This window comes from Cognatishimia sp. SS12 (assembly GCF_028369055.1).
Lineage (GTDB): Bacteria > Pseudomonadota > Alphaproteobacteria > Rhodobacterales > Rhodobacteraceae > Cognatishimia.
Map to the genome: position 1 here is coordinate 271442 of NZ_JAQNCZ010000004.1, position 21129 is coordinate 292570.

At 59.9% G+C, this 21129-nt stretch carries 22 protein-coding genes; 4 read left to right on the forward strand and 18 right to left on the reverse strand.

Translation table 11 applies throughout. The features are described from left to right. Positions 1-36: 36 nt before the first annotated feature. The 13 genes from ftsH to ruvC all read right to left on the reverse strand — a co-directional run bounded on the left by ftsH (position 37) and on the right by ruvC (position 11814). Positions 37-1950 carry an ATP-dependent zinc metalloprotease FtsH gene (gene ftsH, locus N6L24_RS10805; RefSeq protein ID WP_271844689.1) on the reverse strand — a complete coding sequence of 638 codons (1914 nt, stop codon included), beginning with the start codon at positions 1948-1950 and terminating at the stop codon, positions 37-39. A 69-nt stretch (positions 1951-2019) separates the two neighbouring features. After that, positions 2020-3291, reverse strand: a complete 1272-nt coding sequence (gene tilS / locus N6L24_RS10810; protein WP_271844690.1) for a tRNA lysidine(34) synthetase TilS — start codon at positions 3289-3291, stop codon at positions 2020-2022. Beyond that, a complete protein-coding gene (gene ybgF, locus N6L24_RS10815; RefSeq protein WP_271844691.1) occupies positions 3282-4097 on the reverse strand; it encodes a tol-pal system protein YbgF in 816 nt (271 codons plus the stop codon). Before ybgF ends, tilS begins: the two co-directional genes overlap by 10 nt. A gap of 17 nt (positions 4098-4114) precedes the next feature. Further along, a complete protein-coding gene (gene pal / locus N6L24_RS10820) occupies positions 4115-4630 on the reverse strand; it encodes a peptidoglycan-associated lipoprotein Pal (protein ID WP_271844849.1) in 516 nt (171 codons plus the stop codon). 71 nt (positions 4631-4701) lie between these two features. Then, entirely contained in the window at positions 4702-6033 is a 1332-nt protein-coding gene (gene tolB, locus N6L24_RS10825; RefSeq protein ID WP_271844692.1) for a Tol-Pal system beta propeller repeat protein TolB, read from the reverse strand. Beyond that, on the reverse strand, positions 6030-7133 hold the full coding sequence (locus tag N6L24_RS10830) for a hypothetical protein (protein WP_271844693.1): 1104 nt from the start codon (positions 7131-7133) through the stop codon (positions 6030-6032). Before N6L24_RS10830 ends, tolB begins: the two co-directional genes overlap by 4 nt. A gap of 11 nt (positions 7134-7144) precedes the next feature. Next, positions 7145-7612, reverse strand: a complete 468-nt coding sequence (gene tolR, locus N6L24_RS10835) for a protein TolR (protein ID WP_271844694.1) — start codon at positions 7610-7612, stop codon at positions 7145-7147. Between the two features lie 2 nt (positions 7613-7614). Further along, the gene (gene tolQ / locus N6L24_RS10840) at positions 7615-8289 is read right to left on the reverse strand and encodes a protein TolQ (protein WP_271844695.1); all 675 of its coding nucleotides are present in this window, start codon (positions 8287-8289) and stop codon (positions 7615-7617) included. A gap of 108 nt (positions 8290-8397) precedes the next feature. Next, the gene (gene ybgC / locus N6L24_RS10845) at positions 8398-8787 is read right to left on the reverse strand and encodes a tol-pal system-associated acyl-CoA thioesterase (protein ID WP_271844696.1); all 390 of its coding nucleotides are present in this window, start codon (positions 8785-8787) and stop codon (positions 8398-8400) included. Positions 8788-8891: 104 nt separating this feature from the next. After that, positions 8892-9497: a hypothetical protein gene (locus N6L24_RS10850; RefSeq protein WP_271844850.1), complete on the reverse strand. Its 606-nt coding sequence runs from the start codon at positions 9495-9497 to the stop codon at positions 8892-8894. Positions 9498-9598: 101 nt separating this feature from the next. Continuing rightward, positions 9599-10624, reverse strand: a complete 1026-nt coding sequence (gene ruvB, locus N6L24_RS10855) for a Holliday junction branch migration DNA helicase RuvB (RefSeq protein ID WP_271844697.1) — start codon at positions 10622-10624, stop codon at positions 9599-9601. Positions 10625-10627: 3 nt separating this feature from the next. Beyond that, the gene (gene ruvA / locus N6L24_RS10860; RefSeq protein ID WP_271844698.1) at positions 10628-11311 is read right to left on the reverse strand and encodes a Holliday junction branch migration protein RuvA; all 684 of its coding nucleotides are present in this window, start codon (positions 11309-11311) and stop codon (positions 10628-10630) included. Continuing rightward, positions 11308-11814: a crossover junction endodeoxyribonuclease RuvC gene (ruvC, locus tag N6L24_RS10865; protein WP_271844699.1), complete on the reverse strand. Its 507-nt coding sequence runs from the start codon at positions 11812-11814 to the stop codon at positions 11308-11310. The genes ruvA and ruvC overlap by 4 nt, the downstream gene beginning before the upstream one ends. A gap of 319 nt (positions 11815-12133) precedes the next feature. On the opposite strand from ruvC, the gene N6L24_RS10870 reads away from it, so the two are divergent. Then, positions 12134-12325: a DUF1127 domain-containing protein gene (locus N6L24_RS10870; protein ID WP_271844700.1), complete on the forward strand. Its 192-nt coding sequence runs from the start codon at positions 12134-12136 to the stop codon at positions 12323-12325. 87 nt (positions 12326-12412) lie between these two features. Here the strand turns inward: N6L24_RS10870 and N6L24_RS10875 are convergent, their stop codons facing one another. The 4 genes from N6L24_RS10875 to N6L24_RS10890 all read right to left on the reverse strand — a co-directional run bounded on the left by N6L24_RS10875 (position 12413) and on the right by N6L24_RS10890 (position 17439). Then, complete coding sequence (locus N6L24_RS10875) at positions 12413-12760, reverse strand: hypothetical protein (protein ID WP_271844701.1); 348 nt, start codon at positions 12758-12760, stop codon at positions 12413-12415. Between the two features lie 225 nt (positions 12761-12985). Then, the gene (locus N6L24_RS10880; RefSeq protein ID WP_271844702.1) at positions 12986-13855 is read right to left on the reverse strand and encodes a 50S ribosomal protein L11 methyltransferase; all 870 of its coding nucleotides are present in this window, start codon (positions 13853-13855) and stop codon (positions 12986-12988) included. 64 nt (positions 13856-13919) lie between these two features. Beyond that, complete coding sequence (locus N6L24_RS10885; protein WP_271844703.1) at positions 13920-15152, reverse strand: MFS transporter; 1233 nt, start codon at positions 15150-15152, stop codon at positions 13920-13922. A gap of 91 nt (positions 15153-15243) precedes the next feature. Beyond that, positions 15244-17439: a primosomal protein N' gene (locus tag N6L24_RS10890; protein ID WP_271844704.1), complete on the reverse strand. Its 2196-nt coding sequence runs from the start codon at positions 17437-17439 to the stop codon at positions 15244-15246. An 88-nt stretch (positions 17440-17527) separates the two neighbouring features. Here N6L24_RS10890 and fsa point away from each other — a divergent pair, with 88 nt between their 5' ends. Then, a complete protein-coding gene (gene fsa / locus N6L24_RS10895; RefSeq protein ID WP_271844705.1) occupies positions 17528-18181 on the forward strand; it encodes a fructose-6-phosphate aldolase in 654 nt (217 codons plus the stop codon). Positions 18182-18263: 82 nt separating this feature from the next. Here fsa and N6L24_RS10900 read toward each other — a convergent pair whose 3' ends face one another. Next, positions 18264-19115 carry a hypothetical protein gene (locus N6L24_RS10900; protein WP_271844706.1) on the reverse strand — a complete coding sequence of 284 codons (852 nt, stop codon included), beginning with the start codon at positions 19113-19115 and terminating at the stop codon, positions 18264-18266. 274 nt (positions 19116-19389) lie between these two features. Here N6L24_RS10900 and N6L24_RS10905 point away from each other — a divergent pair, with 274 nt between their 5' ends. Together N6L24_RS10905 and N6L24_RS10910 are read left to right on the forward strand one after the other, a co-directional pair. Then, positions 19390-20097, forward strand: a complete 708-nt coding sequence (locus N6L24_RS10905) for a DUF484 family protein (RefSeq protein ID WP_271844707.1) — start codon at positions 19390-19392, stop codon at positions 20095-20097. After that, on the forward strand, positions 20085-21008 hold the full coding sequence (locus N6L24_RS10910) for a tyrosine recombinase XerC (RefSeq protein ID WP_442872599.1): 924 nt from the start codon (positions 20085-20087) through the stop codon (positions 21006-21008). The genes N6L24_RS10905 and N6L24_RS10910 overlap by 13 nt, the downstream gene beginning before the upstream one ends. The last annotated feature ends 121 nt before the right edge of the window (positions 21009-21129 follow it).

Here is a 21129-nt window from a genome sequence, read left to right on the forward strand (position 1 = left end):
GAGGCCGGGGGTTTCTTTGGATGTCAGTTCCGAAAATCAGGCGCTTGGTTCAGGTTCCAATCCGCTGTCCGGTTTGTTACGCGGCTTGGTTTTAGGGATCGCCGTGACCGATGGTTTTTCTTCGACGCTGGCAGATCCGTCGTCATCATCACCTGCCTGCGGCGGGCGGCCTTCCATCACGCGCTTGATTTCATCGCCGGTCAGGGTTTCATATTCCAGGAGCCCCTGCGCCAGACGCTCCCAAGCCTCTTTGTTTTCCGTCAGGATTCGATGCGCTACTTCATAGCCTTCCTGAATGAAGCGCTTCACCTCGTCTTCGATCAGCTCTTTGGTGTTGGCCGAGACCGAGAAACCACCGGTATTGCCCTGATAGCCTTCGTGCGCCTCGGCGTAGTCAATATTGCCAACCTTGTCGGACATGCCCCAGCGCATCACCATGGCGCGTGCCAATTGGCTCGCCTGCTGGATATCGCCTGCGGGGCCGTTTGAAACATGGTCATCGCCGTATTTGAGAATTTCGGCCGCCTTGCCCGCCATGGTCATGGCCAGCTTTTGCTCACACTCGTTTTTGTGCCAGTTGAGCCGGTCCATTTCGGGCAGGGACACGACCATACCCAGAGCGCCGCCGCGCGGAATGATCGTCGCTTTGTAAACCGGGTCACATTCCGGCAGCATCAGGCCAACAACCGCATGTCCCGCTTCGTGGTAGGCGGTTTTTTCTTTCTGGTCCTGGGTCAGCACCATCGAGCGACGCTCAGCCCCCATCATGACCTTGTCTTTGGCGGATTCAAAATCCTCCATGGTCACAAAGCGGCGACCGACACGCGCCGCCATCAGCGCAGCCTCGTTCACGAGGTTCGCGAGATCAGCGCCCGAGAAACCCGGTGTACCGCGCGCGATAATGCGCAGGTCAACATCTGGGCCAAGCGGCGTCTTGCGCGCATGCACGGCCAGAATTTTCTCGCGGCCTTTGATGTCAGGGTTGCCCACGGTCACGTTGCGGTCAAAACGGCCCGGACGCAGCAGCGCAGGGTCAAGAACATCCTTGCGGTTGGTCGCCGCCAGAATGATCACACCTTCGTTGGCCTCAAAGCCGTCCATTTCAACCAGCAATTGGTTGAGCGTTTGTTCGCGCTCATCGTTGCCGCCGCCATAGCCCGCACCACGATGGCGACCCACGGCGTCAATCTCGTCGATAAAGACAATACAAGGCGCGTTCTTCTTGGCTTGTTCAAACATGTCGCGCACGCGGCTCGCGCCAACACCCACGAACATTTCAACAAAATCAGAACCGGAGATGGTAAAGAACGGTACGCCCGCTTCGCCCGCGATCGCACGCGCCAAAAGCGTCTTACCAGTGCCCGGAGGGCCTACCAGCAGCGCGCCTTTCGGAATTTTGCCACCGAGGCGCGAGAATTTCTGCGGGTTGCGCAGGAATTCAACGATCTCTTCCAGCTCTTCCTTGGCTTCATCAATGCCCGCCACATCATCAAAGGTGACGCGGCCATGCTTTTCGGTGAGCATTTTGGCCTTGGATTTACCAAAGCCCATTGCGCCGCCTTTGCCACCGCCTTGCATGCGGTTCATGAAATAGATCCAGACGCCGATCAGCAGCGCGAAGGGCAGCAGGCTCAAGAGGAAAGATTGCAGCCCAGATTGCTGCTGCGCCTCAGCTTGCACAGGGACGTTTTTCTCAAGCAGAAGTTCTGTCACTTTCGCGTCTTCCGGCGCGATGGTCAGATAATCCTTGCCGTCCGATCCGCGGTAAATCACTTTTTCGCCGTCCAGCGTCACGCTGGTCACGCCGCCATCTTCAACGGCTGCGACAAAATCTGAATAGCCTATTTCACGGCTCTGCAATGTGCTGCTGTTGCCGCTGAACAGATTGAACAGGGCGAGGATCAGCAGGAACAGCACCACCCAAAATGCGATATTACGTGCGTTGCCCAAGGCAATTCTCCCAAAAGTCAATTGGCGCTGTCCCTAACACAGCAGCCACACCTGTTAAATAGACATCAATCACCGAGGTTCAATGCGATAATTGTCCCCGCGGGCCAAGCTGTCCTGAAATGATGCGGATTTAAGCGTGGCTTGCCAACCATTCATCATTCCGGCCAGCGGCGCGGCAATCAGCCGCCCATCCTGCCAAAGCGCGGGCGACGCCATCAGCGAGCGTCGCGGCAGGCCGCTGTCGCGCCAATTGTCTCCCACCGCAAGCGCCGGCTCCCCGAGGGCGCGCACCTGCATGCCCACCTGCCAATAGCCGGTCAGATGCCAGCGATCCCAGGCGGGCGAATGCTCGACCAGGTCGCGCACCGCGTTATATTCGCGCATCACGCGGAACTGCCTTTCGCCGGGCTGAATGAGACAGCCGCCAAGGGAAAACACCCGCCCCTCCGCGATGGCAGCATCCAGCGCCTGCACTGCGCTGCGCCGCTGCGGATAGGGGCTTGGCTGTATCCAGTTGAGGGCGGCCAGCAATAGCCGGCGGCGCAACTCAAAGCGGGCCACACCAAAGGCCTTGTTCTCAATAAGCAGATCGCCATTGTCTTCGCTGACGGCGGTCTGCGCCAATGCACGCAGCTGATCCAGCATCACTGCGCTGACATCGGTCATGTTGGCGGCAACCTGCGCCAGCGTCTCTGCAGTGATGCCCAGCGGTGCCAGCCCGGCCAGCGCCTTGCGTGCCCGCACGCGCTGGAACATGTCGTTTTCATTGGAAGGGTCTTCGCACCATTCCAGTTGATGCCGCCGCAGAAACGCGCGCAATTCGTCGCGCGACATCGTCAGCAGCGGGCGCAAATACCTCATGCCCGCGCGCTCAAATTGCCGGGCCATAGTGGCCAGGCCATCCACGCCGCTCGCCCGCCCAAGGCGCATCAAAAATGTCTCGGCTACATCATCCTGCGTGTGTCCAAGACAAACGCTGTCACAACCCGTATCGACCGCCCAGTCGCTGATCATGCGATACCGCGCCTGCCGCGCAGCGTCTTGCAGATTGCCGCGCCCATCCCAGCCCTGCCAACGCCGGGTGACATGGGGAATGCCAAGCGCATCACATGCCTTCGCAACAAATTGCGCCTCTGCCGCGGCCCCATCGCGCAAGCCGTGATCGACAGTGATCGCCGATAGTTTCAACGACCACCGCGCGCGCAAATGCACCAAAAGATGCAACAAGGCCATAGAATCGCCGCCCCCAGAAACAGCAACGCCCAGCGTCGCGTGTCGCCTGATCTCAAGTGCAGCGGTAATTTGCGTCAGCAGCCGTTCATCAGCGCTGGTCAGCTGCATCCAAGGCTCTGCATTTCGGTGCGCGCATCGCCGATAATGTCATGGCCGGGGTGGCGCACCTCAACCTCGCTGAGGGTCACGCAGGCCTCGTTCACCTGCCCCAATTTGCCCAGCGACGCCCCCAGTCGATACAGCGCCTCTGGTGCAACACTGCTGAGCGGGTATCCAGAATAGCTTTCCAAATAGGCGCGGGCCGCATCCGGCATCGCGCCGGTGCCTTCCAGGGCTTCGCCCCGGCGCAGGTGCGCCTCTGCCTCAAGCGGGCTGCCGGGATAGCTTGAGATAAAGGCCAAGAATTGTTCTGCCGCAGCGCTGAAGTCCTGATTTTCAAGCGACGCCATGGCGCTGTTGAAATCGGCCTCTTCCCCGACCGCCAGTTCACTTGTGCCGGTTTCCGTCACCGGCACCGGCCCAGGTAGACGCGCGATATCGCCGCCTAGCGTCGATGTTTCCCCAAGCTGGCTGACATCGCCGCCCTCAAGCTCGACCAGGCGGAACTCAAGATCGCCGATCCGGCGGGTGCCGTCGGTGACGATCTGGCTGATCCGGAACTCCAGCTCTTCGGTCTTTCCGGTCAGCGCCTGCAACTGGGCCTCAATCGCGTCGATCCGCGCCAGCGCGCTGTCACCCGTGATGCCGGTCTGCGGCGCGCCTGTGGTCGACAGCTCGCGCTTAAGCCGCTGCACCTCGACATAAAGCACCGACATCTGCTGCCGGATATCGGCCAGGGTCTCGCTTTGCTGCGCAATCAAAGCGCCCGGGGCAACGCCCCCCATCAAACAGGCAACAACGGCTAGAACACGCATGCGCTATCCTTTCTTTATCAACTGGTCAGCCCAGCGGAGATAATCGTAACTGCGCGGCGGTTCTGCGCATAACACGCCTCAAGCGAACAGATTTCAATCGGGCGTTCTTTGCCGTAGCTGAGCGTTTTCAGCCGGTTGCCAGCCACGCCCTGTTCAATCAAGTACTCGCGCACGGCATTGGCGCGGCGTGCCCCAAGCGCAAGGTTGTATTCGCGGGTGCCCTGCTCATCTGCATGCCCCTCGATCACCGCAAGGTAATCCGAATTGGTCATCAGCCAGCCCGCCTGCGCCGTCAACACAGCGCGCCCCTCATCGGTCAGCGTGGATTGATCAACCGGGAAAAGCACCCGATCGCCGATGGCTTGCTGAAAATAGGCCGGGCTGCGCGGATCATTGGCGCTGCCGGGCACGACATCGCCTGCGGCGCCGCTGTTGCCGCCAAACAGGCCACCCTGGCCGGCGCTGTTGGGGTTGGTACAGGCCGCAAGCGCGACAATGGCGCATAGCGCGGCGGATTTTGTAATGGCTCTCATCATATGCTCAACTCCTACTGTCGCCTCAATGGTCTGCGGTCAATCCTGTCGCCGCGCGGGCAATTTGGTTATTACTCTTGCAACGGCGACCAGCTTGGGTCCGACCCACCGCCCTGCGTGCGTACAGGCTTGAGGTTTCGGCCAGAAACGTCAACCGAATAAAGCGAGGCCGACCCGGTTGCACCCTGCGTTTCGCGGGTAAACATGATCACACGTCCGTTAGGGGCCCATGTCGGGCCTTCATCAAGGAAGCTCGCGGTCAAAAGCCGCTCTTCGGAGCCATCGGTGCGCATCACGCCGATATGAAAGCGTCCCTTGTTCTGTTTGGTAAAGGCAATGAGATCGCCGCGTGGGCTCCAGACCGGGGTGCCATAGCGGCCTTGGCCAAAGCTGATGCGCTTTGCCTCGCCGCCACTCGCAGGCATGATGTAAAGCTGCTGCGTGCCCGAGCGGTCGCTTTCAAAAACGATCTGGCGGCCATCCGGGCTGAAACTTGGCGCGGTCTCAATCGACGGGGCCGAGGTCAGACGGCTGCGCACGCCCGTGCCAATATTCATGCGATAGATATCGGTGTTGCCCCCATCGGTGATCGAATAGACCACTTCTTGCCCATTCGGCGAAAAGCGTGGCGCAAAACTCATCGTGCCACTTTGCGCTTCAAGTACGCGGCGGGTGACGCTGCCAACGTCCAAGACAAACACCTGCGGAAAGCCGGTTTCATAAGAGGTGTACAGTACCCGATCCCCGGTCGGCGAGAAGCGCGGCGCAAGCACAATGCTGGTGCTATCGGTCAGAAATTTAAGGTTCGCGCCATCATAATCCATGATCGCCAATCGTTTTTTTCGGTCATTTTTGGGGCCAGACTCGCTGACATAGACCACACGACTATCAAAATATCCACTTTCGCCGGTAATCCGGCTATAGACCGCATCGGCCACCTTATGGGCCATGCGTCGCCACCCATCCTGCGTCCCGCGAAAGCGCAGCCCATTGCCCAGCTCCTGCCCGGCAAAGACGTCATAGACTCGGAAGCTCACTGCGATATTGCCCGCGCCATCGGCACTGACCGCGCCGGTGATCAGCGCTTGCGCGTTGATCGCCTTCCAGTCCGCGAATTGAACTGGGGCCGCGAAGTTGGTGATATTGCTGATAAAAGCCTCTTTCGGGATTTCCCGAAACAACCCGGTGCCCGAGAGGTCCGCCGCCACAACACGAGCGATGTCCTGCGCGATCTGCGCGGCGTTGCCGGTTTCTGCGACAAAGGCCGGCACCGCATAGGGCAAAGGTTCGATCACCCCGTCGGTGATTTCGATCCGAAGCGGGCCATCTTGCGCCCGCGCCACGGGGGCGGTGGCACCAAGACTGGCCAAACCAAGCAGGAGGGATGCAATAATATGTTTCATCTGCGCCTCATTTTCTCCGGATTAAACGTCATTTCGACTTCACGCCAATGGTCATATTTCTCAATCGGCAAATTATAGCCACCGCGCTGGCAGCGTAGAATGGCGCGCCGCGCCGCATCAAAGGCCGCGCGCGTGGCGGCCTCATCGCCGCCCTCAGCTGCGATCTGCCGCAACGAGCCGGACACCACCTGCCCCGCGCGGTCCAGCGACATGGCAATGGTCACGGTCACATTTGCCGCCTGGCTGCCGACATCCACAACCCAGCATTCCTGCACCGAAATGCGCAGAGCGTCGCGCTCCCCCGCTGTCAGGGGCGGACCACTTGGCACGGCAGGAGCATCGGCCTCTGCAAGGGCGGCGGCGAGCGCGTCATTCACGCTGCTGTCGCGGTTGCTGTCTTCTGGCGCCTCTGTGGTTTCGGTCGGCGCGGGCTGGGCGGCGGGCCGGTTTGGTCGCGCCTTGGGGCGCACGGATGTGGTCGGCGCGCTGGCGCGCTCTTGCGGCTCGGTCGGAATTTCAGTGGCCGCCTCTTCGCGGGCCGTTGGGGTTTCGGCGGTCTCAACCGAATCGGCATCGTCCGACGGTGCGGTTGGGGCCTGATCAACATCAGCAATCTCGCGGTCCGGGTCCGGCGCTGTGACCGCTTCGGGGGCCACACGCGGCACCGGGCGCGCCACGGGGCGTACCGACTCGACCGGGGCCGCCTCATCGGGCTTCGGCGCGCTGGGGCTATCAGGGGCGGTATCGTCAATTGCCACGGGAGGATTCAGCGGCGCAGGGATCGCTGGCGGCAAATCCTGCGGTGCCGGTGCCACGGGCGTGGGCTGTGGTTGCGGTGTCGGCGCATCCGGCTCCGGCGTGATTTCGGGGGGCGCGGGAGATGGCTCCGGCGCAACTTCAGGCGCAACCGGCACCTCGACATCCGTTTCCGGCGCAGGCGGGCGCTCTGCTGCCAGCAACGCCTCAAACTGCGCGGTGCTGATGATATCCACCCCCGTCACCTCAACCGGGTCGGGTTCAGAGCGGAAGACGCCGCCAAAGAGCACCCAGCCGATCAAGGCGGCATGGGCCCCGCCAGAGATATAATGCCCGATATGCAAGCGCGCCCGCCTTATCCGTCCTGCCCGTCAAGGGTCGGGCCTCCGATATCGGTCACAAGACCGATGTCAGAAAAGCCCCCGGCATTCAGCGCGCCCATAACCTGCACCACCTGCTCATAAGGAATGGATCCATCCGCGCGCAGATAGACGCGCGCTGACTCGCGTTCCACCGCGATGGCGCGCAGCTTGGGCACCAGTTGATCAAGGGGTGTGGGCGTCGTCTGAATCAGCACCGTGCCGTCACTTGTCACCGTCACGGTGAGCGGCTCTTCCTGTTCCCCCGGCAAGGGGTTAGCCGCGGTTTTGGGCAGTTCAACCGGCACGCCAACCGTCAAGAGCGGCGCGGCAACCATAAAGATGATCAGCAGAACAAGCATCACATCCACGAAAGGCGTGACGTTGATTTCCGCCATCGGTTGGCTGCGTGTGCGGCGGCTGTGCTTGCCCCGCCCCTGTTTGCGAATGACACCGGCCCCCATGATCAGCTGTCCAACTGACGGCTGAGAATGGTGCCAAACTCATCGGCGAAGGCTTCGTATCCAGCGACGATGCGGTCATTATCCGCGCTGAGTTTATTATAGAAAATTACCGCTGGGATCGCCGCCAAAAGGCCAAGGCCCGTGGCAAGCAACGCTTCGGCAATACCGGGGGCAACCACCGCAAGGTTGGTATTCTGTTGTTCTGCAATCTCGATAAAGGCATTCATGATGCCCCAGACCGTCCCAAAAAGCCCGACAAACGGCGCGGTGGAGCCAACGGTAGCCAGGATCGGCAGACCTTTCTGCATTTCCTCGGCTTCCTTGGCGACCGCGACATCCATCGAACGGTCGATGCGCGACGTGGCATTGGCGATCAGCCCGCCATCCTGCCGGTGGCTGCGCCGCCACTCCATCATGCCGGCGGCAAAAATCCGAGCCGAGCGGCCCGAAGGCTCTGCGCCGATTTCGTCAAACAATTTGTCCAGCGGCTCGCCGGACCAAAACGCGCGATCAAACTGCGCGGCTTCGCGCCGGGCCGCGCGATAGGAAATGATTTTCTGGATGATGACGGACCATGACCAAAAGGACGCGATGACGAGCACCACCATCACAAGTTTCACGGTCAGAGTGGCGCGCGCGAAAAGCGCCCACATCGAAAAGTCGACTGCTGCTTCCATTTTGCCTGCTCTTTGCTTCGGCCTGTGCCGTTTGTTTTGACGCAAAGGTACAGAAAATCCACGGGGAAAGCCAAGGAAACCGCAGCAATACCGGAATTTGAGGCGAAATCAGTGCAACATTAAGCGAATATTCGCCGGAAGGCGCGCTGGCTGCCCTGCTTCATTGATGCAAACCAGTGTCACAACGGCCTGAAACAGCAAATCACTGTCCCGGCGCACGATCTGCTCCATCACCAGCCGCGCGCCGGTCACGGTGATGGCGCGGGTTTCAACGATCAATTCCTCGTCAAAACGCGCCGGGGCCAGATAATCGGCTTCGATGCGGCGCACCGCAAACACCAGACCATCGTTTTCCTTCAGCTCCGCCTGATGCACGCCTTTGCCGCGCACCCAATCGCTGCGCGCGCGTTCGATATACTTCAAATAATTGGCGTAAAATACGATGCCCGCCATATCGGTGTCTTCGTAATACACCCGCACCGGAAATGTATGTTCCATGGTGCCTCCCCGCCGTATGGCTGCTGTCTGCCGTTTGGGCGCAGACCATGCACATTTCGTCCCATCAGGTAAAGATACAGCAGAGGTCGCGCTTGAACCCGGCGTTAATCTTTGCCCTGAAGGCGGGCGAATATGCGCAAAGCGTGGCTTTTGTCATCCGCAGTCGCCGGCATCATCCGATCATAGGCCGCGGCAATAATGCCCGCGACATCCGGGCGCAAAATCGTCGCGCCATTGCCGGGCAGTACCGCCAGCGGGGATTTGCCATCAAAGGCCTGCGGGGCCCACAGCAGAAACACCTGCGCGGCCTGCGCCAAGGCAATGGTGTCCGCCGGCAGCTTAGCCATGCGCGCATCCATGCGCACAAAGACAAACGCCGCCTGAATGGCCCCAGCCTCATCAAACCGAAAGGCCCGATATTGGCTGGCATCCTGAGTCTGAAGTCGCGTGACCAGTTGGGCCAAATCTGGGATCAGCTGATCAAGATCGGGGATCGCAACCAATTCGGACCAGTCCCGAAAGAAAAACACCATGAGGTTGCTGCCAAGCTCCGGGTCGGTTTCGGCGATCGGATGCCCGGCGAGCGTCGCCACCGCCTCGATCGCGCCTTTGACGGTCCGCAGCGTTGCATCCTCGACCCCAAATACCACTGGCGCAATCGGACGCCCCCAGCGGGCAAAGCGATAGCTGCCATCGGGCTGGGTGAACATGGTTTCGATCTGATCAGGGCTGTCAACGACGGGCACGGGGCGCTCCTTGGCTGTTTGCGCACCTTCTGCCAATCAATGCAGCGGCGCACAAGGGCCGGCCTTCAAAACAGCTCGTCCTGTGCCTTGGGCGGTTTTGGCGCGGCAAGCCCCAGATGCCGCCAGGCCTTTTGGGCCAGCATGCGGCCACGCGGCGTGCGCTGGATCAGGCCCTGCTGCAACAAAAATGGCTCGATCACTTCTTCGATGGCATCACGGCTTTCGCTCAGCGCGGCCGCGATGGTTTCCACCCCGACCGGGCCACCAGCATAGTTTTCGGCGATGAACCGCAGATAACGCCGGTCAGCTCCATCAAGGCCCAGCCCATCAACCCCAAGCCGGGTCAGCGCGCCATCGGCCAGCTCACGGGTGATGCGCCCGTCCCCTTCAACCAATGCAAAATCCACCACGCGGCGCAACAAGCGCCCGGCGATACGCGGGGTGCCGCGCGAACGGCGGGCAATCTCGCGCGCGCCGCCGTCCTCCGCAGGCACGCCCAGTTTGCGAGCGTTGCGGGTGACAATCTCGTTCAGCTCATCTTCCGTATAAAACTGCAGCCGCGTCGGGATGCCAAAGCGGTCACGCAGCGGCGTCGTCAGAAGGCCCAGCCGCGTGGTCGCCCCCACCAGCGTAAAGGGCTGCAATTCGATCCGAACGGTGCGCGCGGCGGGTCCCTCGCCAATCACAAGGTCGAGCTCAAAATCCTCCATCGCCGGATACAGCACCTCTTCGACAACCGGATTAAGACGGTGGATTTCGTCGATGAACAGCACATCGCGTGCCTCAAGGTTGGTGAGGATCGCAGCCAGATCCCCCGCCTTGGCCAGGACAGGGCCAGAGGTCATGCGAAAATTGACACCCAGTTCGCGCGCCATGATCTGCGCCAGCGTTGTTTTGCCTAGACCGGGCGGACCATGAAACAGCGTGTGATCCATGGCCTCGCCGCGTTGCTTGGCGGATTCGATAAAGATCCGCAGGTTGGCGCGGGCCTCGGCCTGGCCAATGAAATCGCCCAGTTCCTGCGGGCGCAGGGCGCGGTCGGCATCCTCGGGGCGCGGCTCTGCGCGCAGGGTGGGGTCCGGTGAGTCCATGTCTTAGCCCTTTGGTGCCAGAAGGCGCAGCGCGGCGCGGATCAGCGCGCTGGTGCTGACATCGCCGCCTTGCCCGGCGGCCTCGGCCACAGCGGCGGCGGCTTCGCCGGGACCATATCCAAGATTGCTAAGCGCGGAAAGCGCCTCAGCCTGCGCCGCCATGCCCCCTGCGGGTGCGGATTTGGCTGCAGGCTTGGTCGGTTTGGGCGCTGGAGCGGCGTCAATCACCTGATCCTCCTCGCTGGGCGCGGCGGCCTGCTGATTGCTCGCGCCAAGCGCCATTACCGAAGGGGCCTTGTCTTTCAGTTCATGCACCACGCGCTGCGCGGTCTTTGGGCCAACCCCCTTGGCGGATTTGATTGCATTGATATCGCCCAAAGCAATGGCGCGCCCCACCCCTTCGGGCCCCAGTGCGCCCAAGATCGCCAGCGACGCCTTGGCCCCGATCCCCTGCACCGAAATCAGCAGACGGTGCCATTCTTTTTCCTGCAGGGTGGTAAAGCCAAACAGCTGCAGGATGTCTTCGCGCACCAGCATTTCGGTATAAAGCGCGGCGAATTCGCCATTGCCCGGCAGCTCCATCAAGGTGCGATCAGAGCAATAGACAATATAGCCGACGCCGCGCACATCGATCAGCACATGATCTGTGGTGCGATATTCGATCCGTCCCGAAATTTTTCCGATCATGCCTGCGCCTTTCTCAGTGCTTTGGCAAAGCTGTCGCTTGCCCGGGCATAATGCGCATGACAAATCGCAATCGCCAAGGCATCTGCCGCATCCGCCCCGGCGATTTTCACGCCGGGCAGTTGCAGCTTGACCATATGTTCCACCTGATGCTTTTCGGCATGCCCCACCCCAACAACGGTCTTCTTAACCTTGTTGGGGGCGTATTCGCCAATCGTCAGCCCCGCCTGCGCGGGCACCAAAAGCGCAATGCCGCGGGCCTGCCCCAGTTTGAGCGTGCCAGCCCCATCTTTGTTGACGAAGGTCTGTTCAATCGCCGCATGGTCAGGCGTGTGCCGGTGCACCACATCTGTCAGCTGTTCGTGCAGCGACAAAAGCCTCTGCCCAAGGTCATCGCCAGTCGAGTGACAGATGCCATTGGCAACATGGCTGATGCGGCTGCCATCGACGTCGATGACCCCCCAACCCATGTTGCGCAGACCGGGATCGATTCCCAAAACACGCATGAAACTGCTCCTGCCTTTTGCGGCTTTTGAATAGGACTAGCACAAAACAAGAACGAAGACCAAGCAGCATTGCAGATTGTGACGCAAAAACACCGCTCATGTCGTGAGGGGCGGGCAGCGACTTCAAAACAATGACTGGAAATAAGCTACTGATATAAAATAATAAACTTACAAAGCGCGCGCATAAAACGTGCAGTTTTTCTGCCATGCAGAGAACGCATATCAGGCATGTTTTCATTTCGCTTGTTTTGTAAGCAAACCCCTCCTAAATCCGCCTTAAGAAACATCGAGACCATAAACTTAGAGAAGGAAAAGAGCTATGGCCGCACTTGATACAAACCGCGTTCACTCCGCATTTGGCGGCCGCATTGGCCAGACCCTCGCAGCGATGGTGAGCACTGTAGTCGCGTGGAACGAATCCCGCAAAACCCGCGCTCTGCTGTCGCAACTGTCCGACCGCGAATTGTTGGATGTAGGTCTGACCCGCGGCGACATCCACACCATCGTCTAAGACCACCCACATGGTGAAAACGAAATAAACCGCAGCTCTGAGAGCTGCGGTTTTTCTGTGTGTGCAATCGGCGTAGTGGCGATGTGGCTACAGCATCCCCTTCAGGTGTTGCGCCACAAAGGTTGAAACCGGGTCCGGTTGCATGGTCCAAACGCCCATGGCGACGGCAGCTGACCTACCCTCCCCAAGCGTATCAATGCGCGTCGCATAGTTGTCTGGCCCCAATTGCGCCATCATGACACCCTTTAGTCCAAAAAATCCGGCCATCAGCAGCATCAGCCCTGTCAATGGGATGCTGCGTCTTTCGCGATAGCCACGCACAATAACGTAGCCATCTCTGTCAATCAGTGCTCTTCCGGATTTACGAAGGGATTTACGCCGTTTCTTGTTCAGACGACGTACACGAAGTGAGAATTCATCACGTGGATCAATCATGGCAGTACACACAGTTTGGCCCCCACCAAACAAGGCCACTTTCCCTCAAAAATGTGGCAAAACTATGGCAAGCCTGCGCAATTTTCATAAAACGGCCCCATTTGCACCGCGAAGCCACCCCAATTGAGCGCCGCCCCAGCGTCAGAGCCTTGGTGAAGAAAACTGGGCAAGAAAAAAACGGCCCCGAAAGGCCGTTTCAAAGCGTGCGTTGATCCGTGCCGCGGGTTAGCTGCGCACCAGCGTCAGCGTGGTCCATTCGCCGATTTCTTCGCGGGTTTTGACGGTCAGCCCGGCCGCATCATAAGCGGCCACAACCTCATCGGCCTGCTCGTTCAGAATGCCGGACAAGATCGCAAAACCGCCAGGCGTAATATGCTGGCCCATTTGCGGGGCGAGCATCACAAGCGGGGCCTTGAGAATATTGGCAAAGACCAGATCAAAGGGGGCCGCCGCCAGCAAATCTGGGTGGTCAAACCCAGGGGCCTCAAGGCAGATCACGCGGCCCTCAAGGTCATTGGCACGGGCATTGGCTTTGGCAACGTCCACGGCCACCTCGTCAATGTCGCTCGCGAGCACTGGGTTGGGCCAGATCCGCGCAGCTGCCATCGCCAGCACCGCCGTGCCGCAGCCGATGTCAGCCACGTTTTGGCCAACGAAACCTTCGTCTGCCAAACGGTCCACCGCACGCAGGCAGCCGAGGGTCGTCCCATGATGCCCGGTGCCAAACGCCATGGCTGCCTCGATCAGCAGCGGCTCGCACTCCTCTGGCACCTGATCTGTATCATGGCTGCCATAGACGAAAAACCGCCCCGCCTGCACCGGCGTCAACTCGCGTTTGACCTTGGCCACCCAATCGACCTCAGGCAGTTCGGAAATGGCAAAAGGCTTTGCGCCGAACGCGGCCTCCAGCACGGCCAATGCGGTGTCATCCGGTTCCTCGGTGAAATAGGCCCCCACTTCCCAAAGGCCTGACCCGTCTTCAATCTCAAACACCCCCACCCCGGTTGGTTCTGGAACAAGATTCTCCATCGCCTCCCCCAATTTGGTGGCGGCATCCTTGCCGGTCAGGGTGGTCAAGGCGGTAAAGGTCGGCATGTCAGAGGCTCCTTATAGGCTTGCAAGCGGCCTAGATGCAGCGCGCAGCAAAGTAAAGAGGCCCTTATTCCGCCGCAACGGATCGCGCGAGTTGAAGCCGCGTTTCATAGCCCTTTTCAGGCGCGCGCGGGATCAGCAGCGCCAGGCCAAAGGACGTCGCCGCCATCAGCGCCGCCAAAACAAAGACCGCTGCCGGGGACACAAGCCAAAGCAGGCCCAGCACAACCGGCAAAAACACCGCTGCGATATGGTTGATCGTAAAGGCCACCGCCGCCGTCGGCGCGATGTCTTCGGGGTCCGCGATTTTCTGAAAATAGGTCTTAAGCGCGAGCGCCATAGAAAACAGCATGTGGTCCACGACATAAAGCACCATGGCCACAACCACACCCCAGCCAAAGAAATAGACCCCGCCGTAGGCCAGGAAGACCAGAACCAGACCAAGATATTCGATCAGCAGCGTGCGTTGTTCGCCAAAGCGGGCGATAAATCCGCCGATCATGGGCGCGATCAGCATGTTGGCCACAAGGTTGATCAGGTAGAGGCTGGTCAGCTCGTGCACCTCATAGCCAAAGCGTTCGACCATCATGAAACCGGCAAAAACGATAAAGATCTGCCGACGCGCCCCCGCCATGAACTGCAGGGCGTAGTAAAGCCAATAGCGCTTTTTCAGGACCATTTTCTTGACTTGCACCGTCGGGCTTTCAAACTGCGGGTAGGCCAGCAGCGCAAAAAGCGCCAGCGCGGCGGTCAGCCCGCCAGTGGCCAGAAAGACGGTATTGTAACTCAGGCCCAGCCGCTCCCAGGTCATGATGATCAACACATAGACCAGGATCGTGCTGGCCGAGGCCCCGGCGCTGATCCAGCCCAAGGTTTTGGGCGCGCGGCGTTTATCCAGCCATTGCAGCTGCAAAGACTGGTTGACCGTTTCGTAGTAATGAAAGCCGATCGAGCTTAGCAAAGTGATCATCAGAATGCCGCCCAGCGTCGGAAACCACGCGGTCACAGCGGTGGCGAGCCCGAGCAGAACCAATGAGGTCAGCCCGAGGATCTGCTCGCGCACAATCAGGATCAGGAAAATAACACCAAATGACAGAAAGCCGGGGATTTCGCGCACGGTATGCAGCAGGCCGATATCAGCGCCGTCGAAATTGGCGACTTCGATCACAAAGTTATTGAGCAGCGCAAACCAGGTAGAAAACGCAATGGGAAGCGCCGCTGCCATCAAGAACAGCAACGGGATTGGGCGGCGCCATTTGGGGAGCGACGCGGCCTCAGCCAAGGTCATTTTCTGCATCATAGGGCCGGTCTAGGCGTCGCGCCCGGGCTTGTCGAGAAAAACCACCAACCCAAAATGCAGCCCCGCCTCTGCGCAAATGCACAGGGGCACTTCAATAGAAGGATTGCGGATCAATATCGACCGACAGCCGCAGGTCGCCGCGGATCTTGAATTGCCCGATCCATTCTGCCAGCGCAGATTGCAGCGGCGCGGTCTTTTCGGCCTTCACCAAAAGGCGTACGCGGTGACGCCCGCGCACCCGCGCCACCGGGGCCGGGGCCGGGCCAAAGACCTGCGCGCCAATGCGGCGCAGCGGGGCATCCTGCCGCGCCAGGGCATTGCCCAGATCAAACACCTGCTGCACATCGCCAGACGACAGGATGATCCCCGCCATGCGCCCATAAGGCGGCACGCCCGCGTCGCGACGCTGCGCTGCCTCGGCGGACCAGAACCCCTCTTCGTCGCCTGCAAGAATTGCGCGGATCACCGGATGTTCGGGCTGAAAGCTTTGCAACATGGCCGCGCCTTTGCGCGCCGACCGCCCAGCGCGCCCGGCCACCTGACGCATCAATTGAAACGTGCGCTCCGCCGCGCGCAGATCAGACCCTTGCAGCCCAAGGTCGGCGTCAATCACCCCCACCAACGTCAGCAGCGGAAAATTGTGGCCCTTGGCCACCAGCTGCGTACCGATGATCACATCTGCCCCGCCATCGGCAATGGCGCGGATGCCCTCTTTCAGGGCGCGGGCGGAGCCAAAAAGATCCGAGGACAGCACCGCCAACCGCGCCTCCGGGAAATGCGCCTGTGCTTCTTCGGCCAGACGTTCAACACCGGGGCCGACAGGGGCCAGTTTGCCTTCGACTTCACAGCTTGGGCAGGCTTCGGGCATGGGTTTGCTTTCGCCGCATTGGTGGCACAGCAGTCGTTTGAGAAACCGGTGCTCAACCATTCTGGCATCACAATGGTCACAGCCGATCTGCTCCCCGCAGGCGCGGCAGATCGTGACGGGCGCATAGCCACGGCGGTTGATGAACAGCAGCGATTGTTCACCCTTTTCAAGCCGCGCGCGCACCGCCGCCTGCAAGCTGGGCGAAATCCAACTCGCGGCGGGCAAATCCTCGCTGCGCATGTCGATCACCCGCATATCCGGCAGCACCGCCGGTCCATAACGCGAGGCAAGCTCCAGCCGTTCGTATTTGCCCGCATCCGCATTGGCCCAGCTTTCAAGTGATGGTGTCGCAGAGGCCAAGATCACCCGCGCGTCACAGAGACTCGCGCGCAGCACGGCCATGTCCCGCGCATTATAAAGCACGCCATCATCCTGCTTGTAGGACGTGTCATGTTCTTCATCGACCACAATCAGCCCAAGGTCGCGAAACGGCAGAAACAGCGCCGAGCGCGCGCCAATCACCACTTCGGCCCCGCCCTGCCCGACCATTTTCCAGATGCGGCGGCGCTCGGTCATGGTCACGCCCGAGTGCCATTCTGCCGGTTTCGCGCCAAAGCGCGCCTCAATCCGGGTCAGAAATTCCGCCGTCAATGCGATTTCCGGCAACAGCACCAGCGCCTGCCGCCCTTGGCGAAGGGTTTCAGCGATGGCTTCCAGGTAGACTTCGGTCTTGCCCGAACCGGTCACGCCGCGCAGCAACGTTGTGCCATAGCTGCGGCTTTGAATGCCGGTACGCAGGCTGGCGCTGGCGGCGGCTTGTTCGGGTGTCAACTCCTTTGCGCCATAGTCCGGGTCCATCTTGGGGAACGGCACATCGCGGGGGGTATCCTCTTCGGCGACCGCGCCCTGTTTCACCAGCCCTTTGACCACCGAAGAGGTGACGCCGGCCTGCTCGGACAGTTCCTTGAGGGTGAAGGAAAGGCCACCGAATTCTTGCAGCACCTCCAGCACACGGGTGCGCGCTTCGGTCATTCGGTCCGGCGTTCCGTCGCCCAGGCGATAGACTTTGCGCATGGAGGGCGGATCACTCAGCCCCGGCGCGCGGGTCGCCAACCGCAGCATGTTTGGCAGGGCGGTCAGGGTATATTGCGCAGATTTTTCGATGAATTCTTTCATCTCGCGCCGCATAGGGGCGACATCCAGCACGCGATTGGCCGCGCGCACTTTGGCCGGGTCCCAATCGCCCCGCCCGCCCCCCCAGACCACCCCCAACACTTTGCGTGGACCAAAAGGCACCTCGACAAAGGACCCTTGCCAGCAGCCACCAGCCGGTGCTTTGTAATCCAGCACACGGTCCAGCGGTTGGGTGGTCAGCACGCCAATCAGCGCGCCTTCATCAAAGAACTCGGGCTCGTCCACGGCCACCTCGGCAAAAGGGGTTTCAGCGTATCACTCTATGAGGTAAACGAGCGGTAAACCAAGGCCAACCCATCAAAGGATGCTGCCCATGAAATTCTTCGTTGATACCGCTGAAATCGACGCCATTGCCGAACTTAACGACCTTGGCATGGTGGATGGTGTCACAACCAACCCGTCGCTCATCAAGAAATCCGGTCGCGACATTATCGAAGTGACCAAGGAAATCTGCGCCCTCGTCGACGGGCCGGTCTCTGCCGAAGTTACCGCCACTGATGCCGACACCATGATCGCCGAAGGCCGCAAACTGGCCGAGATCGCTGAAAATATCGCTGTCAAAGTGCCGCTGACCTGGGACGGGCTGAAGGCCTGCAAAGTGCTGAGCGGCGAAGGCAAGATGGTGAATGTCACCCTGTGCTTCTCGGCTAACCAAGCTATTCTGGCGGCCAAAGCGGGCGCGACATTCATTTCTCCGTTCATCGGGCGTCTGGATGACATCAACCTGGATGGCATGGATCTGATTGCAGATATCCGCAACGTCTATGACAACTACGCCTTCGAAACCCAGATTCTGGCGGCCTCGATCCGCAGCGCCAACCACGTTCTGGAAAGCGCGCGGATCGGTGCGGATGTCATGACAGCCCCACCTGCTGTGATCAAAGCCATGGTCAACCACCCGCTCACTGACAAGGGGCTCGACGCCTTCCTGAAGGACATCGCGGCAGCAGAGATCAAGATCCTCTAAGCGATCTGCAAATTTTGGACAAAAAAAGGGGCGAAACCATTGGTTTCGCCCCTTTTCTGTCTGGTAATAGTAAATGTGGCTCTTAGACCATCAACTCGTCATCGATGTCTTCGTCGACGGATGCCTCGCCATCGTCATCCTCTGACTCATCCATACCCAGCGCCGCAATCAATGTCCCAGCGTCGTCAAACACGCCGTCCTCGACTGCCTCGTCATAGGCCGCCAGCAATTCGTCGGTATCGGCAAATCCTTCGTCGGGCGCTTCGATGCGGTGGGCTTCGTTCAGCTCGCCCTCATCGTTGATCTCATAGAAAATCACGGTCTGAAGCTGAGTGACGTCGCCGTAGGGATTGACCTCAAAGGCATCAACGAAATTCTCAAAGGTGCCTTCCTGCCCCTCGGGCAGCTCATCAGCACCGACATAAATTCCGTCTTCCAGCAGACCGGTTTCGCCAATTTCATAGCCAAAGCCGATCTTTTCAAACACTGGCTCGTCTTCATCCACTGGCTCTTCTGGATCATCGCTCACCGCCTTGATCGACCCTTCGGGTGTGGTGGTGGATGTGGCGCGAATGCCCAGCACATCAATGTCATCGAGGCTTTCAATGTCCAGCTCAACGGTCAGCGTGTCTCCCTCGGCCAGATAGGTTTCCTTGTCGGTGCCTTCGCGGCCCAGACCCGGACTGCTCAGCGTGACAGCGTCGTCCCACTGGACATCTTCGCCTTCAAGGCGCGCGCCATTCATATTGAGCGGGCCATTCAGAGACTCGCTGTCGCCCGAGAAATAATCGTCGCCAAAATAAATGGCGTTCACGTCCATCGCGCCTTCGTCCACCGTAATGTCGGCATAATAGCTGCCGGCTTCTTCATAGACGGTCACGGTGTAAGACAGGCCATCAAGTTCATAGGTAAATGTTTTGGAAGGTACAGGCATTCCAGTCTCCTTAGCTGCGCAAGAGGCCCCCGGTTGCCGCTCCGCGCAAGAATCAAAAAAGGCAATAATGAGGCCACTTTGGCCAATCGCCGCAGGATTGACACAAATTTGCCTAAATCCGAAGGAAACTCATCGTTTCCAATTTCGCTAAAGTTGACGCAGGGACAAGCAGATACACCACGCGGCGAGCGCAAATTCATGCTCAAAAGGAAAAAGGGGCAGATATCCCCGCAGCGCTCTGCTAAAGTCCAGACAAAACAAATTCGGCACGAGCATGACCAACACAGCACAGATTGAAGAACAGCTTCGCGACAAGCTCATTTCCACACCTGAAATGATCTTGGATGACACTGATTTGATGAAAGCGCTGATTGCCGCAAATGAACGCGCAATGGGTGGCAATATCGTCGATTTGCGCGGCATCGCGATGGAACGGCTTGAGGCACGGCTGGACCGGCTGGAAGACACGCACCGCAGCGTGATTGCCGCCGCTTATGAGAATCTGGCGGGCACCAATCAGGTCCACCGCGCGATCTTGCGTATGCTGGACCCGCTGGAATTTGAAACCTTCCTGCGGGATCTGGACGGCGAAGTGGCTGACATTTTGCGGGTGGATGCGGTGCGGTTGGTGCTCGAGACGGAACAGAGTGATGACGATCCTGCCATTGGCCGGTTGGGCAATGTGCTCGCGATTGCAGAACCGGGGTTTGTCGACAGCTATCTGTCGATGGGACGCAACACGCCGGTGCGGCAGGTCACGCTGCGCCAAATCGAAAACGGTGCGCCCAATGTCTATGGCAATAAGGCGGATTTCGTCCGTTCCGAAGCCTGCTTGAAACTTGATCTTGGCACCGGCCGCCTGCCGGGGCTTTTGGTGATGGGGGCCGAGGATCCGCACCATTTCACGCCGCAGCAGGGATCTGACCTGCTGGCGTTCTTTGCCGGTGTGTTTGAGCGCGCAATGCGCCGCTGGCTGTCTTGATTTCGCCAGCCGCCGCCGCCGCCCGCGACAGCTGGCTTGAGTCTGAAAAGGCCCTTAAGGGCAGTTCGGAGAACACGATCAGCGCCTATTTTGGCGATGTCAGCGAATTTCTAGCCTTCATCACCGAGCACAAGGGCGCACAGCAGGGGCTAGCCCCGCTTGCCAGAATCAGCATTTCGGATATGCGCGCCTGGATGGCGCGGATGCGCAGCAGTGACCTGGGGGCACGGTCGCTGGCGCGCAAGCTTTCGGCAGTCAAAAGCTTTTATCGCTGGCTGAGCGAACGCGAGGGGTTTGACCCGACCTCGGTGCTGTCCACCCGTTCCCCGAAATTTGAGAAAAAACTGCCCCGCCCCCTGTCACAGGATGCTGCGATATCCGTCCTGGCAACGGCAGAGTTTCAATCAACACAGGATTGGGTTGGCCTGCGCGACACGGCGGTGATCACGCTGCTTTATGGTTGTGGGCTGCGCATCTCAGAAGCCTTGGCGCTGAATGCTGATGATTTCCCCCTGCCCGAGGTGCTGCGCATTTTGGGCAAGGGCAAAAAAGAACGCATTGTGCCGGTGATCCCCGCGGCCCGCGCGGCGGTCGCAGATTACATGCGCGCCTGCCCCATCCCGCCCGAGGGCGATGAGCCGCTGTTTCGCGGTGTGCGTGGCGGGCGCCTCAACGCGCGTCACATTCAAGGCGTGATGCAGAACCTGCGGGCGCAGCTGGGGCTGCCAGCCTCGGCCACGCCGCATGCCCTGCGGCACAGTTTTGCGACCCATCTGCTCGAAGCGGGCGGGGACCTGCGCGCGATTCAGGAGCTTTTGGGCCACGCTTCGCTGTCAACGACCCAAACCTATACAGCGGTGGACACGCATCGGCTGATGGATGTCTATAACAAGACCCACCCCAAAGCCTAAGCTGAGGCTGCTTAATATATCATCAATTGCGGCGCATTTTTAATCATTTGCCCCAAATTGAGGCACCGAGCAGCACCTCCTGTCTGGCGGCACCCCGAGGGCGGCGTAATGTCTGCGCATG